Raw genomic sequence first — 14,335 nt, forward strand, 5'->3', positions numbered from 1 at the left:
CGGAACCGAGAATCTAATGAGTGACTACAAGAATACCCTGAACTTGCCGGAAACAGGGTTCCCGATGCGCGGCGATCTGGCAAAACGCGAACCTGAGATGCTGAAACGTTGGTATGAGCAGGATTTGTACGGGAAAATTCGTGCGGCCAAGAAAGGTAAAAAGTCCTTTATTTTGCACGATGGCCCTCCGTACGCGAACGGCAATATTCATATTGGTCACTCGGTTAATAAAATTCTCAAAGACATTATTATTAAATCGAAAGGTATGGCCGGCTTTGACTCGCCTTATATTCCAGGCTGGGACTGCCACGGTCTGCCTATCGAATTGAAAGTTGAGCAACTGATTGGTAAACCGGGTGAAAAAGTCACCGCGGCCGAGTTCCGTGCGGCCTGTCGTAAGTACGCGACAGAGCAGGTAGAAGGCCAGAAAAAGGACTTTATCCGTCTGGGCGTGTTGGGTGACTGGGATCATCCTTACCTGACGATGGACTTCAAAACTGAAGCCAACATCATTCGCGCACTGGGTAAAATCATCGATAACGGCCATCTGCACAAAGGTGCTAAGCCGGTGCACTGGTGTACCGACTGTGGTTCATCTTTGGCCGAAGCGGAAGTGGAATATTACGATAAGACTTCTCCGTCTATCGACGTGCGCTTTAACGCCGCTGATGCAGCCACCGTTGCCGCGAAATTTGGCGTTTCTGACGTTACCGGCCCGATTTCTCTGGTGATCTGGACAACCACGCCGTGGACTCTGCCAGCTAACCGCGCGATTTCACTGAATCCAGAATTTGTGTATCAGCTGGTGAAAGTGGGCGACGAGAATTTGATTCTGGCTGCCGATCTGGTGGAAAGCGTGATGAAACGCGCCGGAATCATCGAGTGGACTGTGTTGGGCAACTGCCAGGGCGCGGATCTCGAGCTGCTGCGTTTCCGTCATCCGTTCCTGGATTTCGACGTGCCGGCAATTTTGGGCGATCACGTGACTCTGGATGCCGGTACCGGTGCGGTTCATACCGCTCCTGGCCACGGCCCAGACGACTTTGTAATCGGTCAGAAATACGGTTTGGAAGTGGCGAATCCGGTAGGGCCAAACGGCTGCTACCTCACCGGCACTTACCCAATGCTGGACGGCGTATTTGTTTTCAAAGCTAACGATATGATCGTTGAGCTACTGCGTGAGAAAGGCGCTTTGCTGCACGTAGAGAAAATGTCTCACAGCTACCCGTGCTGCTGGCGTCACAAAACGCCGATTATCTTCCGCGCGACGCCACAATGGTTCATCAGCATGGATCAGAAAGGTCTGCGTAAGCAGTCGTTGGAAGAAATCAAAGACGTGCAGTGGATTCCAGATTGGGGTCAAGCGCGTATTGAGACCATGGTTGCCAACCGTCCTGACTGGTGTATTTCCCGTCAGCGCACCTGGGGCGTGCCGATGTCTCTGTTTGTACACAAAGAAACTGAAGCCCTACATCCGCGCAGCACTGAGCTGATGGAAGAAGTGGCGAAGCGTGTAGAGCAGGATGGCATTCAGGCGTGGTGGGATCTGGATCCCGCGGAAATTCTGGGTGCGGACGCCGACGATTACATGAAAGTACCAGACACGCTGGACGTTTGGTTTGACTCAGGTTCAACCCATTCTTCAGTGGTTGACGTGCGTCCTGAATTTAACGGCTATGCTCCGGATATGTATCTGGAAGGTTCTGACCAGCATCGCGGCTGGTTTATGTCATCACTGATGATTGCAACTGCAATCAAAGGCAAAGCGCCTTACCGCCAGGTGCTGACTCACGGTTTCACCGTTGATGGCCAGGGCCGCAAAATGTCCAAATCCATCGGTAATACCGTCAGCCCACAGGATGTGATGAACAAATTGGGTGGCGACATCCTGCGTCTGTGGGTGGCTTCGACGGATTACACCGGCGAAATCGCCGTGTCAGATGAAATTCTGAAGCGCTCTGCCGATTCTTATCGTCGTATCCGTAACACCGCGCGCTTCCTACTGGCTAACCTGAACGGTTTCGATCCGGTTCAGCACATGGTTCAGCCGGAAGATATGGTGGTACTGGATCGCTGGGCGGTAGGTCGCGCGCAGGCGGCGCAGGCTGGCATCATCGAAGCTTACGAAAATTATGATTTCCATCTGGTTGTCCAGCGTCTGATGCAGTTCTGTTCGGTCGAAATGGGCTCGTTCTATCTGGATATCATTAAAGACCGTCAGTACACGGCGAAAGGCGACAGCGTTGCCCGCCGTAGCTGCCAAAGCGCGTTGTTCCATATCGCCGAAGCGCTGGTGCGCTGGATGGCGCCGATCATGTCCTTTACTGCCGACGAGATCTGGAACCAACTGCCGGGCGAGCGTCCAGAGTATGTCTTCACTGAAGAATGGTATCAGGGGCTGTTTGGCCTGACCGGCACTGAAAGCATGAACGACAGCTTCTGGGACGAACTGCTGAAAGTCCGTGGCGAAGTGAATAAGGTTCTGGAACAGGCTCGTAGCGATAAGCGCATCGGTGGCTCTCTGGAAGCGGATGTGACTCTGTTTGCCGAACCTGAACTGGCGGCGCGTCTGAACAGCCTGCAAGATGAGCTGCGTTTTGTATTGCTGACTTCCGGCGCTCACGTAGCGGATTACGCTGCAGCAGGGGATGATGCACAGCAAAGTGAACTCATCAGCGGCCTGAAAATCACCTTCAAGAAAGCCGATGGCGAGAAATGCCCGCGTTGCTGGCACTACACGCAGGATATCGGTCTGGTAGCGGAACACGCAGATTTATGTGGTCGCTGTGTTACTAACGTGGCCGGTGACGGCGAAGAGCGTAAGTTTGCCTAATGAGTAAGCCGATTTGTTCGACCGGATTGCGCTGGCTGTGGCTGGCGGTATTGGTGGTGGCATTGGATTTGGGGAGCAAGCAGTGGGTGATGACTCACCTTGCGTTGGGAGAGTCGATCCCTCTGATCCCTTTCTTTAATATGACCTATGCACAAAATCCGGGGGCGGCGTTTAGCTTCCTGGCGGATAAAGATGGCTGGCAGCGCTGGTTCTTTGCGCTGATCGCCGTCGGTATATCGGTGACGCTGGCGGTACTGATGTACCGCTCCAGCGGCAAACAACGTCTGATAAACTGTGCTTATGCGCTGATTATCGGCGGTGCCTTAGGCAATTTATTTGATCGTATGGTACATGGCGTCGTTATCGATTTTATTCATTTCTACGTTAATGACTGGCATTTTCCGATCTTCAATCTGGCCGACACGGCTATTTGTATCGGTGCAGCGCTAGTGGTATTTGAAGGGTTTTTAAGCCCTTCAGAAAAAGCCGCACCAAAGAAAGGTGAGTAATATGTCAGACCGGGTACAGGATAACAGTGCCGTTTTGGTGCATTTTACGCTGAAACTGGAAGATGGCTCTACGGCTGAATCCACGCGCACACACGGTAAGCCTGCGCTATTTCGCTTAGGCGATGGCAGCTTATCCGATCAGTTGGAAGAAGAGCTGCTTGGCCTACAGATTGGTGACAAGCATGCCTTTACTTTGCCACCGGAAGCGGCGTTCGGTCTGGAAAACCCGGATCTGATTCAATACTTTAGTCGACGTGATTTTGCTCAAACCGGCTTGCCGGATGCGGGCACTATCATGCTGTTTACCACCCGAGACGGCAGTGAAATGCCGGGCGTGGTGCGTGAAGTGGCTGAAGAATCCGTCACCGTTGATTTCAATCATCCGTTGGCCGGTCAATCTATCAGCTTTGATATAGAAGTGCTGGAGATTGATCCTCAACAGGAGGAATCTCATGCAAATACTGCTGGCTAATCCACGAGGCTTTTGCGCCGGAGTCGATAGAGCTATCAGCATTGTAGAACGCGCGTTGGAGATGTACGGCGCGCCGATCTATGTTCGTCATGAAGTGGTGCATAATCGCTACGTGGTGGATAGCCTGCGCCAGCGCGGAGCGATCTTTATCGAGGAAATATCGGAAGTGCCAGATGGCTCTATTCTGATATTTTCTGCCCATGGCGTTTCCCAGGCCGTTCGGGCAGAAGCCCGCTCGCGCCAGTTGACGATGCTGTTTGATGCGACCTGTCCGTTAGTGACCAAGGTTCATATGGAAGTGGCTCGTGCCAGCCGTAAGGGCAAAGAGGCGATTCTGATTGGACATGCGGGCCACCCGGAAGTGGAAGGCACCATGGGGCAATACAGTAACCCGGAAGGGGGAATGTATCTGGTTGAATCGCCAGCGGACGTGTGGACGCTGGAAGTAAAAAACGAAGATAATCTGTGCTTTATGACGCAAACCACTTTGTCGGTTGATGATACGTCTGAAGTGATAGATGCGCTGCATAAACGCTTCCCTAAGATTATCGGTCCGCGTAAAGATGATATTTGCTACGCTACCACTAACCGACAGGAAGCGGTGCGCAATCTGGCGGATAAAGCGGACGTGGTTTTGGTCGTCGGCTCGAAAAACTCGTCTAACTCGAACCGTTTAGCCGAACTGGCACAACGGATGGGCAAAGCGGCTTATCTCATTGGCTCTGCTGATGATATACAAGAAATTTGGCTGAACAATGTTTCCTGCATCGGTGTGACTGCTGGAGCCTCAGCGCCGGATATTCTGGTACGGCAAGTCATTGCTCGCCTGCAAGATCTGGGGGCGGGTCACTCGATTGAACTGAGTGGCAGGGAAGAGAATATTGTTTTCGAAGTGCCAAAAGAGCTTAGGGTTAACGTAAAGCAGGTCGACTAAGTTAGCCGAATATAAAAAAGCAGCCTTGGGGCTGCTTTTTTTATGGCAAAAGAAAACCCAAGGTAACGGTTTGGATACAGTAATGTTAAATGAGTTTCTTCTGGCTACTCCTTGAAAATGCATGAATATGCGTAAAGATGCAGCGCTGAAAATTTGCCCGTTTTCGGTTTGTTATGCAGAAATTGAGAGAATTCCATCTGATTATCCGATGCGCCGGCGCTTTTTACCTGCAATAGATGAGTAATTAAGTGCTTTCACTGATAAAAATGAGCGGATATCATTTTTTTCTAATACAGCTTAAATAGTCTGGCAGACTCAGTGACAGACCGCTAATCTGAACCCTGATCAGGGCTGATATAAAACAACAAGAGGATTTATGACTGATTCAGCAATTCGTGTCGCTATTGTCGGTGCCGGTGGCCGTATGGGGCGACAATTGATTCAGGCCGTGCATCAAATTCCTGGAGTAACTCTGGGTGCTGCGCTGGAGCGCAAAGGTTCGTCACTGGTAGGCACTGATGCCGGCGAACTGGCCGGTATAGGGTTGCTAAATATCAAGGTGGCAGATGATGTTGCCGAAGCAATAAACAGCTTTGATATCCTTGTGGACTTTACTCGTCCAGAAGGCTCGTTGGCGCATTTGGCTCTGTGCCGCCAGCACGGAAAAGGTATGGTTATTGGTACGACTGGCTTTGATGAAGCTGGCAAAGCTGCGATTAGCGCCGCGGCGGCAGATATTGCGATTGTTTTTGCGGCCAATTTTAGCGTAGGCGTCAATCTGGTCCTCAAGCTGTTAGAGAAGGCCGCTAAAGTCATGGGTGACTACGCCGATATCGAAATTATTGAAGCTCACCACCGCCATAAAGTCGATGCGCCTTCGGGCACTGCGTTGGCGATGGGAGAAGCGATTGCGGAAACGTTAGGGCGCGATTTAAAAGACTGCGCCGTTTATAGTCGCGAAGGTTATACCGGCGAGCGTAAGGAAGGGACTATCGGTTTTGCTACCGTCCGTGCGGGGGATATTGTGGGTGAGCATACTGCGATGTTTGCAGATATTGGCGAACGGGTTGAGATCACCCATAAAGCGACCAGTCGTATGACTTTTGCTAATGGAGCAATTAAATCCGCAATCTGGCTATCAACTCAGGATAAAGGATTGTTTGATATGCGAGATGTCTTGGGTTTAAACGATTTATAATATGTAATGTACCGCTGTGATGTGGTTATTCCTATCATAACTATCTGATAGTAGAGCGATATTTTTATCGCTCTTTTTTATTTTGTTATTTTAAGTGTTAAGTGGTTATTTTATTATTAGATGGCTGTTTTTGTGTTTTTTAATGTGTTTTTCAGCGTTTTATTGAAATTTTACGACTCCTATCATTGCCAATTTGCCTTTTCTCTCTCCGAATACGTTAAAATTCACTCTATCACCCTCGCAACCGTTTACTATGTTAACTTAGTTTGTATTTTTGCCGCCATAAACCCACTATTTTGGCGAGATGGGCAAAAAACAAAGAAAAAATGGTACTTTGGCTAGACAAGAGCCTAGCTCATCATTAAAATGCGCCCAATTTGCCAAAAATTAGCTTTGAGGGCGGTTTTTGCATTGATTTAGATCGTTAATTCTGAATTAATATGCAGATAATGTGACTGTTTATTCCTTGGAGGGTGTTTTGATTAAGTCAGCGCTATTGGTTCTCGAAGACGGAACCCAATTTCACGGTCGGGCCATCGGGGCAGAAGGTTCGGCAGTGGGGGAAGTGGTCTTCAATACGTCGATGACCGGTTATCAAGAAATCCTCACTGATCCTTCCTATTCCCGCCAGATCGTTACTCTTACTTATCCCCATATCGGCAATGTCGGCACCAACGCCGCCGATGAAGAATCCTCCGCAGTACACGCCCAAGGTCTTGTTATCCGCGACCTGCCACTGATTGCCAGCAACTACCGTAATGAAGAAGGCTTATCCGAATATCTCAAACGCCACAACATCGTTGCGATTGCAGATATCGATACCCGTAAGCTGACTCGTTTACTGCGTGAGAAAGGCGCTCAGAACGGTTGCATCATCGCTGGCGACCTGACGGATGCGGCTGTGGCACTGGAAAAAGCTAAAGCTTTCCCCGGTCTGAAAGGGATGGATTTAGCAAAAGAGGTCACGACCAAAGAAGCTTACACCTGGCTGCAGGGGAGCTGGACGCTGGAAGGCGAACTACCGGCGGCGAAAAAAGCTGAAGAATTACCTTTCCATGTAGTGGCTTACGATTATGGCGTAAAGCGTAATATTCTGCGTATGCTGGTGGATCGTGGCTGCCGTCTGACGGTTGTTCCAGCACAGACTCCGGCGGAAGACGTGCTGAAGCTGAATCCAGACGGGATCTTCCTGTCCAACGGCCCGGGCGATCCGGAACCCTGCGACTACGCCATTACCGCGATTAAACGTTTTCTCGAAACCGATATTCCAGTCTTTGGAATCTGTTTAGGTCACCAACTGCTGGCACTGGCCAGCGGCGCAAAAACGGTAAAAATGAAGTTTGGCCACCACGGCGGCAACCATCCGGTGAAAGATTTGGATGGCAACTGCGTGATGATTACCGCACAAAACCACGGCTTCGCGGTGGATGAAACCTCATTACCTGCCACTTTACGTACAACCCACACTTCGTTATTCGATGGTTCTCTGCAAGGTATCCATCGTACTGATAAAGCAGCGTTCAGCTTCCAGGGGCACCCTGAAGCGAGCCCGGGGCCACATGATGCCGCTCCGCTGTTTGACCACTTTATCGAACTGATTGAAGCCTACCGCGCATCATCATCAGCAAGCACTAATAGCAAGTAATCAGGAGCTAAGACCATGCCAAAACGTACAGATATAAAAAGCATCCTGATTCTCGGCGCTGGCCCGATTGTTATCGGACAGGCCTGTGAGTTCGATTATTCAGGTGCTCAAGCCTGTAAAGCCCTGCGTGAAGAAGGTTATCGGGTTATTTTGGTGAACTCCAACCCGGCAACCATCATGACCGATCCGGAAATGGCCGATGCGACCTACATCGAGCCGATTCACTGGGAAGTGGTTCGCAAAATCATTGAAAAAGAACGTCCAGACGCAGTATTACCAACCATGGGCGGCCAAACCGCGCTGAACTGTGCGTTGGAACTGGAACGTCAGGGCGTGCTGGCCGAGTTTGGCGTGACCATGATTGGTGCCACCGCCGACGCCATTGATAAAGCAGAAGACCGCCGTCGCTTTGATATCGCGATGAAGAAAATCGGTCTGGATACGGCGCGCTCCGGCATCGCTCACAATATGGAAGAAGCGCTGGCCGTTGCGGCTGACGTGGGTTTCCCTTGCATCATTCGTCCGTCCTTCACCATGGGAGGCACCGGCGGCGGTATTGCCTACAACCGTGAAGAGTTCGAAGAAATCTGCGAGCGCGGTCTGGATTTGTCTCCAACTAAAGAACTGTTGATTGACGAATCTCTGATCGGCTGGAAAGAGTACGAGATGGAAGTGGTGCGTGATAAAAACGACAACTGCATCATCGTCTGTTCCATCGAAAACTTCGACGCTATGGGGATCCACACCGGTGACTCCATCACCGTTGCGCCAGCGCAGACTCTGACGGATAAAGAATATCAAATCATGCGTAACGCCTCGATGGCGGTACTGCGTGAAATCGGCGTGGAAACCGGCGGCTCCAACGTTCAGTTCTCGGTTAACCCAAAAACTGGCCGTCTGATTGTTATTGAGATGAACCCGCGCGTATCCCGCTCTTCGGCGCTGGCATCCAAAGCAACTGGTTTCCCGATTGCCAAGATTGCCGCCAAGCTGGCGGTAGGTTACACGCTGGATGAACTGACCAACGATATCACCGGTGGCCGTACTCCGGCGTCATTTGAGCCCTCCATCGATTACGTTGTGACCAAAATCCCTCGCTTTAATTTCGAGAAATTTGCCGGTGCCAACGACCGCCTGACGACCCAAATGAAATCGGTCGGCGAAGTGATGGCGATTGGCCGTACTCAGCAAGAATCCTTGCAGAAAGCCTTACGTGGTCTGGAAGTGGGCGCGACCGGCTTTGATCCAAAAGTCAGCCTGGACGATCCGGAAGCGCTGACCAAGATTCGCCGCGAGCTGAAAGACGCTGGCGCAGAGCGTATCTGGTACATCGCCGATGCGTTCCGCGCCGGTATGTCCGTAGACGGCGTTTTCAACCTGACCAACGTTGACCGCTGGTTCCTGGTGCAGATTGAAGAACTGGTTCGTCTGGAAGAGAAAGTAGCTGAATGCGGTATCAACGGCTTGAATTATGAATTCCTGCGCCAGTTGAAGCGTAAAGGTTTTGCTGATGCGCGTCTGGCTAAACTGGTTGGCGTAGCCGAAAGCGAAGTGCGCAAGCTACGCTACAAATTTGACCTGCATCCGGTTTACAAACGTGTGGATACCTGTGCGGCAGAATTCTCTACTGATACAGCCTATATGTACTCAACCTATGAGGAAGAGTGCGAATCTAACCCAACCAGCGATCGTCCGAAAATCATGGTGTTGGGCGGTGGTCCTAACCGTATCGGTCAGGGGATTGAATTCGATTATTGTTGCGTTCACGCCTCGCTGGCGCTGCGTGAAGACGGTTACGAAACCATCATGGTGAACTGTAACCCTGAAACGGTTTCCACGGATTACGATACTTCTGACCGTCTGTACTTCGAGTCAGTGACGCTGGAAGACGTGCTGGAAATCGTACGTATTGAGAAGCCACAGGGTGTTATCGTACAGTACGGCGGCCAGACTCCGCTGAAACTGGCTCGCGAACTGGAAGCTGCCGGCGTTCCTGTTATCGGTACCAGCCCTGATGCCATTGACCGCGCAGAAGACCGTGAGCGTTTTCAGCAGGCGGTGAATCGTCTGGGTCTCAAGCAACCGGCTAACGCCACCGTTGCCACTATCGAACAAGCGGTAGATAAGGCTAGCGGCTTGGGTTATCCGTTGGTGGTGCGTCCTTCCTATGTACTGGGTGGCCGCGCAATGGAAATCGTCTATGACGAAACCGACCTGCGCCGTTACTTCCAGAATGCGGTGAGCGTGTCTAACGATGCACCAGTATTACTGGATCGTTTCCTCGATGACGCGGTGGAAGTGGATGTGGACGCGATTTGCGACGGTGAGCGTGTGCTGATCGGCGGAATTATGGAGCATATCGAGCAGGCAGGGGTTCACTCCGGTGACTCAGCTTGTTCATTGCCAGCCTACACGCTAAGCAAAGAAATTCAGGATGTTATGCGTCAGCAGGTTGAGAAGCTGGCGTTTGAACTGTGCGTTCGCGGTTTGATGAACGTCCAGTTCGCGGTGAAGAACAACGAAGTTTATCTGATTGAAGTGAACCCACGCGCTGCTCGTACCGTACCTTTCGTTTCTAAAGCCACCGGTATGCCATTAGCGAAGATTGCCGCTCGAGTTATGGCTGGCAAATCACTGGCAGAGCAAGGGATAACCGAAGAAATCATCCCGCCATATTACTCGGTAAAAGAAGTGGTACTGCCGTTTAATAAGTTCCCTGGCGTTGACCCGATTCTTGGGCCAGAAATGCGTTCAACCGGTGAAGTTATGGGCGTTGGCCGTACCTTCGCAGAAGCATTCTCGAAGGCGATGCTGGGCAGCCAGTCCGGTATGAAGAAAAGTGGTCGTGCGCTGTTGTCGGTGCGCGAAGGGGATAAAGCTCGCGTGGTTGATTTGGCTGCCAAGCTGCTGAAACAAGGCTTCGAACTGGATGCAACCCATGGTACTGCGGTGGTGTTAGGGGAAGCGGGCATAAATCCACGTTTGGTCAACAAGGTACATGAAGGCCGTCCTCACATTCAGGATCGTATTAAGAATGGCGAGTACACCTACATTGTCAATACCACGGCGGGACGTCAGGCTATCGAAGACTCCAAGCTGATTCGTCGCAGTGCCTTACAGTATAAAGTGCACTATGACACCACGTTAAACGGTGGTTTCGCGACGGCAATGGCGCTGAATGCGGATCCAACCGAGCAAGTGATTTCAGTGCAGGAAATGCATGCCAAGATTAAGCAAATGAAAGGTTAATCTGGGTAAGCGCAAAATTGAAAGGCGATGGAAACATCGCCTTTTTTGTGACTGAAACAAAGTGAATCAACTCAGGGCGACTTTAATACCCAGACCAATCAGTAAACCGCCGAGAACCTTATCCACCAGTTTTTGTGCTTTCGCCAGCCCGCGCCGAACCGGAGCGCTTTGGATCAAAATGACCAGTATTGGCCACCAAACTACTGCTAATCCCAATATGATCGAGGCGTACCACAGTTTTTCGCCGATACCGGAGTTAATCTGAAGTATCTGGGTGAATACCGCGAGAAAGAATAGCGTTGCTTTGGGATTTAGCAGGTTGCAAAGGTAGCCCTGCAGAAAGGCATTCTTCATCTTGATAGTTTGTTGTGGCAAATGGCTGATATTCATTTTGCTTTCTCCGCGTGAGAGAAGCGCCTGAATACCTACCCAAATTAGGTAGACAGCACCGGCATATTTCAGGAAATTAAATAACCACGGGGTAGTGGTAATAACCACCGCCAGGCCTGCTACGCAGTAAGACATGTGAGTCGCCACGCCGCAAATAACGCCAAATGCGGTCATCATGGCGGCAGAACGACGATAGCGAGCGGCATTTTTTATGACCAGAAAGAAATCAGGGCCGGGAGAAAGCATCCCCAAAGTAGCGATAGTGGCAACAAATAATGAAGTTTCGAGCATCAGGGAATTCCGCAATGTAGCAGGGTAATAGGTGAATAATAGCGCTGTCCCAGTTCCCTGACATCACCTTAATGGGTAAGAAATTAAAATCAACGTTTCACTCTTTTGACAGGTATCGATACAGAATGATGAGCCAGGAGAATGCAATTTGTCAGGGTATACCCCATCAGCAGCAGCGGGAGATTACCCGGCTATGTATACAATGTGCCCTGTTATTGTTACAGCATGGCGCAGAAAGCATGTTGGTAGAACAACTCTCCGCTCGTCTGGGGATTGCCTTGGGAATGGATAGCGTTGAAAGCTCGATCTCTGCTAACGCGGTGGTATTAACGACTATTAGCCAAGGGAACTGCCTGACCTCGACCCGAAAAAATACCGATCGCGGCATTAATATGCAGGTTGTGACCGAAGTACAGCATATTGTTATTTTAGCTGAACACCGTTTGCTGGATGCTCAGGATGTTGCAAAACGCTTAGATCATATTCGGCCACTACGTTATCCACGTTGGCTGGTGGTAGCGATGGTCGCTTTGTCCTGCGGGTGCTTTAGTATGCTAAACGGCGGCGGTTGGGATGCCTTTTCTATCACTTTTATCGCCAGCGGCGTGTCGATGTTTGTGCGGCAAAGTTTGACAGCTCGTCATATGAATCCTCTGATTAACTTCTGTATTACGGCATTCGTTGCGACTTCGGCATCAGGTTTGCTGATGCGCTTACCTCAGTTTGAACAGGCTTCCAGCGTAGCAATGGCCGCCAGCGTTTTACTGTTGGTTCCCGGATTCCCGCTGATTAATGCGGTCGCGGATATGTTTAAAGGCCATGTGAATACCGGACTGGCTCGTTGGGCAATGGCCAGCCTGTTGACGTTATCGACCTGTATTGGCGTGGTGATCGCCATGGCACTGTGGGGGCTGCGGGGATGGGCATGAGTTTATTATGGGCTTTGCTGCAAGATATGGCGCTGGCGGCCATTCCGGCATTGGGTTTTGCGATGGTGTTTAACGTTCCGATTCGGGCATTACGTTATTGCGCACTGTTGGGCGCTATCGGTCACGGTTCGCGTATGCTGATGATGCATTTTGGTATGAATATCGAATTGGCGTCGCTGGTGGCTTCAATCCTGATAGGCGTGATTGGTATTAGCTGGTCGCGCTGGCTACTCGCGCACCCGAAGGTATTTACGGTCGCTGCGGTTATCCCGATGTTTCCCGGTATTTCTGCCTATACTGCGATGATCTCGGTGGTAGAAATATCCCATTTGGGATACACCGAGGAGTTGATGTCAACGATGGTTACCAATTTCTTAAAAGCTTCATTTATTGTTGGCGCACTATCGATAGGTTTATCCTTGCCAGGATTATGGCTTTATCGTAAGCGCCCGAGTGTATAGGCTTTTTTTCCGAGGTCAGCAGTCCCATCGCTAAGAGCTGTCTTATATGTGCTGTTAGCCTGATTATGACTATCGACGGCTGATAAGGCTTTACGTATAGTGTGAGCAATTTTTCGGGACTGGCTAACTTAGCCTACAGGGTTTAATAATGATTATCAGCCTGATCGCTGCACTTGCGGCAGATCGTGTTATTGGTATGGAAAATGCCATGCCGTGGCACCTACCGGCTGATTTGGCGTGGTTTAAACGTAACACGCTGAACAAACCGGTAATTATGGGTCGCAAAACGTTTGAATCTATTGGTCGTCCACTTCCTGGCCGTCTGAATATCGTTATCAGCAGCCAGTCGGGCACCGACAGCCGCGTCAGCTGGGCAACTTCAATCGACGAAGCGCTGGCTTTAGCCGGTGACGTTGAAGAAGTGATGGTTATGGGCGGAGGGCGGGTATATAGCCAGTTCCTCGATCGCGCACATCGCTTGTACCTGACACACATCGATGCTGAAGTTGGGGGCGATACACATTTCCCTGACTATGAACCTGATGAATGGGAATCTTCATTCAGTGAGTTCCACGATGCAGATGAAGCTAATTCACATAGCTATTGCTTTGAGATATTAGAGCGTCGCTAGTTTTTACCGAACTGGATTAATTCAATAGGAGGCCTATATGGCCTCCTTTTTTTATCAAAAAATGCCTGTCTATTATTATGGTTCTCGTTATTAAATTAGAAAATGCCAGAGTTCAATCTGGTTGATATATTTATTTTTCCTTTCAATGCTAATTCTTACTTTATATAAATGGGAGTGTTAAATGCGAAAAATAAATATGGTAACGATTCTACCTATTATTCTATATAGCCACCTGTTATCAGCCTCTGTCAATCATTGCCCAGAGCCGAGTGAAATTGATGGGGCTAATGGTATGGGGTTATATTTTACGGCAAATAGTCAGTGGCTTGGAGTATCTCAAGGCGCTGAGAATAATGGAAAAGTTTCTCATTTTTTACGGGCTACCTACCATCCTTATAATAGTAACGCTGAGACTATAGGTATTTTAACTAGCTGTAGCTATGCCCTTGAATCTGGAACTATAGATATGCATATGAAAGATTATGAGTCGATAAAAAACGGTGGCTTTTTTGTTTCTCTGAAAGGGCATGAGCCTTGGGTGAAGACGTCATCGACGTTAACGGGAGATAAATTCGTTTGTCAGTCTGATGATGTGAAATATTGTACTTTTGACCGGTTGGATTATTACCAAATATGCCAGTATCAGACGGAAAATAATAGCTAGAGTAATGTAATGAATACTAAGAAAGGCTAACTGTTAATCACTATTATTTTGATCTATCTTTTTTGAGAGTCTCCGAGTGTCATTTATTTGTCATAAGTGAGACTTATTATTTCTATGCATCTGCTTTTA

12 protein-coding genes are annotated in these 14,335 nt (G+C 49.7%); 11 read left to right on the forward strand and 1 reads right to left on the reverse strand.

Going from position 1 to position 14,335, the window contains the following annotated elements; genetic code table 11:
• Positions 1 to 16: 16 nt before the first annotated feature.
• The 7 genes from ileS to carB all read left to right on the forward strand — a co-directional run bounded on the left by ileS (position 17) and on the right by carB (position 10,840).
• Positions 17 to 2,833, forward strand: a complete 2,817-nt coding sequence (gene ileS, locus ACQ4OC_RS07540) for an isoleucine--tRNA ligase (protein WP_064516343.1) — start codon at positions 17 to 19, stop codon at positions 2,831 to 2,833.
• Positions 2,833 to 3,342 carry a signal peptidase II gene (lspA, locus tag ACQ4OC_RS07545; RefSeq protein ID WP_064516345.1) on the forward strand — a complete coding sequence of 170 codons (510 nt, stop codon included), beginning with the start codon at positions 2,833 to 2,835 and terminating at the stop codon, positions 3,340 to 3,342. Before ileS ends, lspA begins: the two co-directional genes overlap by 1 nt.
• 1 nt (position 3,343) lies before the next feature.
• A complete protein-coding gene (fkpB, locus tag ACQ4OC_RS07550; protein ID WP_064516347.1) occupies positions 3,344 to 3,814 on the forward strand; it encodes an FKBP-type peptidyl-prolyl cis-trans isomerase in 471 nt (156 codons plus the stop codon).
• On the forward strand, positions 3,795 to 4,748 hold the full coding sequence (gene ispH, locus ACQ4OC_RS07555; protein ID WP_064516348.1) for a 4-hydroxy-3-methylbut-2-enyl diphosphate reductase: 954 nt from the start codon (positions 3,795 to 3,797) through the stop codon (positions 4,746 to 4,748). The genes fkpB and ispH overlap by 20 nt, the downstream gene beginning before the upstream one ends.
• A gap of 376 nt (positions 4,749 to 5,124) precedes the next feature.
• Positions 5,125 to 5,946, forward strand: coding sequence for a 4-hydroxy-tetrahydrodipicolinate reductase (gene dapB / locus ACQ4OC_RS07560; RefSeq protein WP_064516350.1), 822 nt, complete (start codon positions 5,125 to 5,127; stop codon positions 5,944 to 5,946).
• 478 nt (positions 5,947 to 6,424) lie between these two features.
• The gene (gene carA, locus ACQ4OC_RS07565) at positions 6,425 to 7,591 is read left to right on the forward strand and encodes a glutamine-hydrolyzing carbamoyl-phosphate synthase small subunit (RefSeq protein ID WP_120805198.1); all 1,167 of its coding nucleotides are present in this window, start codon (positions 6,425 to 6,427) and stop codon (positions 7,589 to 7,591) included.
• Between the two features lie 15 nt (positions 7,592 to 7,606).
• On the forward strand, positions 7,607 to 10,840 hold the full coding sequence (gene carB, locus ACQ4OC_RS07570; RefSeq protein WP_120805200.1) for a carbamoyl-phosphate synthase large subunit: 3,234 nt from the start codon (positions 7,607 to 7,609) through the stop codon (positions 10,838 to 10,840).
• Positions 10,841 to 10,906: 66 nt separating this feature from the next.
• Here carB and ACQ4OC_RS07575 read toward each other — a convergent pair whose 3' ends face one another.
• The gene (locus ACQ4OC_RS07575; protein WP_064516356.1) at positions 10,907 to 11,521 is read right to left on the reverse strand and encodes a LysE family translocator; all 615 of its coding nucleotides are present in this window, start codon (positions 11,519 to 11,521) and stop codon (positions 10,907 to 10,909) included.
• Positions 11,522 to 11,649: 128 nt separating this feature from the next.
• Here ACQ4OC_RS07575 and ACQ4OC_RS07580 point away from each other — a divergent pair, with 128 nt between their 5' ends.
• The 4 genes from ACQ4OC_RS07580 (at position 11,650) to ACQ4OC_RS07595 (ending at position 14,206) form a co-directional block, all read left to right on the forward strand.
• Entirely contained in the window at positions 11,650 to 12,450 is an 801-nt protein-coding gene (locus ACQ4OC_RS07580; protein WP_064518439.1) for a threonine/serine ThrE exporter family protein, read from the forward strand.
• Positions 12,447 to 12,911 carry a threonine/serine exporter gene (locus tag ACQ4OC_RS07585; protein ID WP_064516358.1) on the forward strand — a complete coding sequence of 155 codons (465 nt, stop codon included), beginning with the start codon at positions 12,447 to 12,449 and terminating at the stop codon, positions 12,909 to 12,911. Before ACQ4OC_RS07580 ends, ACQ4OC_RS07585 begins: the two co-directional genes overlap by 4 nt.
• Positions 12,912 to 13,059: 148 nt before the next feature.
• Positions 13,060 to 13,542 (forward strand): type 3 dihydrofolate reductase, encoded by a 483-nt coding sequence (gene folA, locus ACQ4OC_RS07590; RefSeq protein ID WP_064516360.1) that lies wholly within the window; start codon positions 13,060 to 13,062, stop codon positions 13,540 to 13,542.
• A gap of 181 nt (positions 13,543 to 13,723) precedes the next feature.
• Entirely contained in the window at positions 13,724 to 14,206 is a 483-nt protein-coding gene (locus tag ACQ4OC_RS07595) for a DUF3757 domain-containing protein (RefSeq protein ID WP_430971057.1), read from the forward strand.
• The last annotated feature ends 129 nt before the right edge of the window (positions 14,207 to 14,335 follow it).

Source organism: Yersinia sp. J1 (genome assembly GCF_050586585.1).
Classification (GTDB): domain Bacteria; phylum Pseudomonadota; class Gammaproteobacteria; order Enterobacterales; family Enterobacteriaceae; genus Yersinia; species Yersinia entomophaga.

Coding starts and splice junctions, on each gene's coding strand:
- dapB (WP_064516350.1), top strand. CDS start 5,125: ATGACTGATTCAGCAATTCGTGTCGCTATTGTCGGTGCCGGTGGCCGT.
- ACQ4OC_RS07575 (WP_064516356.1), bottom strand. CDS start 11,521: ATGCTCGAAACTTCATTATTTGTTGCCACTATCGCTACTTTGGGGATG.
- ACQ4OC_RS07580 (WP_064518439.1), top strand. CDS start 11,650: ATGAGCCAGGAGAATGCAATTTGTCAGGGTATACCCCATCAGCAGCAG.
- folA (WP_064516360.1), top strand. CDS start 13,060: ATGATTATCAGCCTGATCGCTGCACTTGCGGCAGATCGTGTTATTGGT.
- lspA (WP_064516345.1), top strand. CDS start 2,833: ATGAGTAAGCCGATTTGTTCGACCGGATTGCGCTGGCTGTGGCTGGCG.
- ACQ4OC_RS07585 (WP_064516358.1), top strand. CDS start 12,447: ATGAGTTTATTATGGGCTTTGCTGCAAGATATGGCGCTGGCGGCCATT.
- carB (WP_120805200.1), top strand. CDS start 7,607: ATGCCAAAACGTACAGATATAAAAAGCATCCTGATTCTCGGCGCTGGC.
- fkpB (WP_064516347.1), top strand. CDS start 3,344: ATGTCAGACCGGGTACAGGATAACAGTGCCGTTTTGGTGCATTTTACG.
- ACQ4OC_RS07595 (WP_430971057.1), top strand. CDS start 13,724: ATGCGAAAAATAAATATGGTAACGATTCTACCTATTATTCTATATAGC.
- ileS (WP_064516343.1), top strand. CDS start 17: ATGAGTGACTACAAGAATACCCTGAACTTGCCGGAAACAGGGTTCCCG.
- ispH (WP_064516348.1), top strand. CDS start 3,795: ATGCAAATACTGCTGGCTAATCCACGAGGCTTTTGCGCCGGAGTCGAT.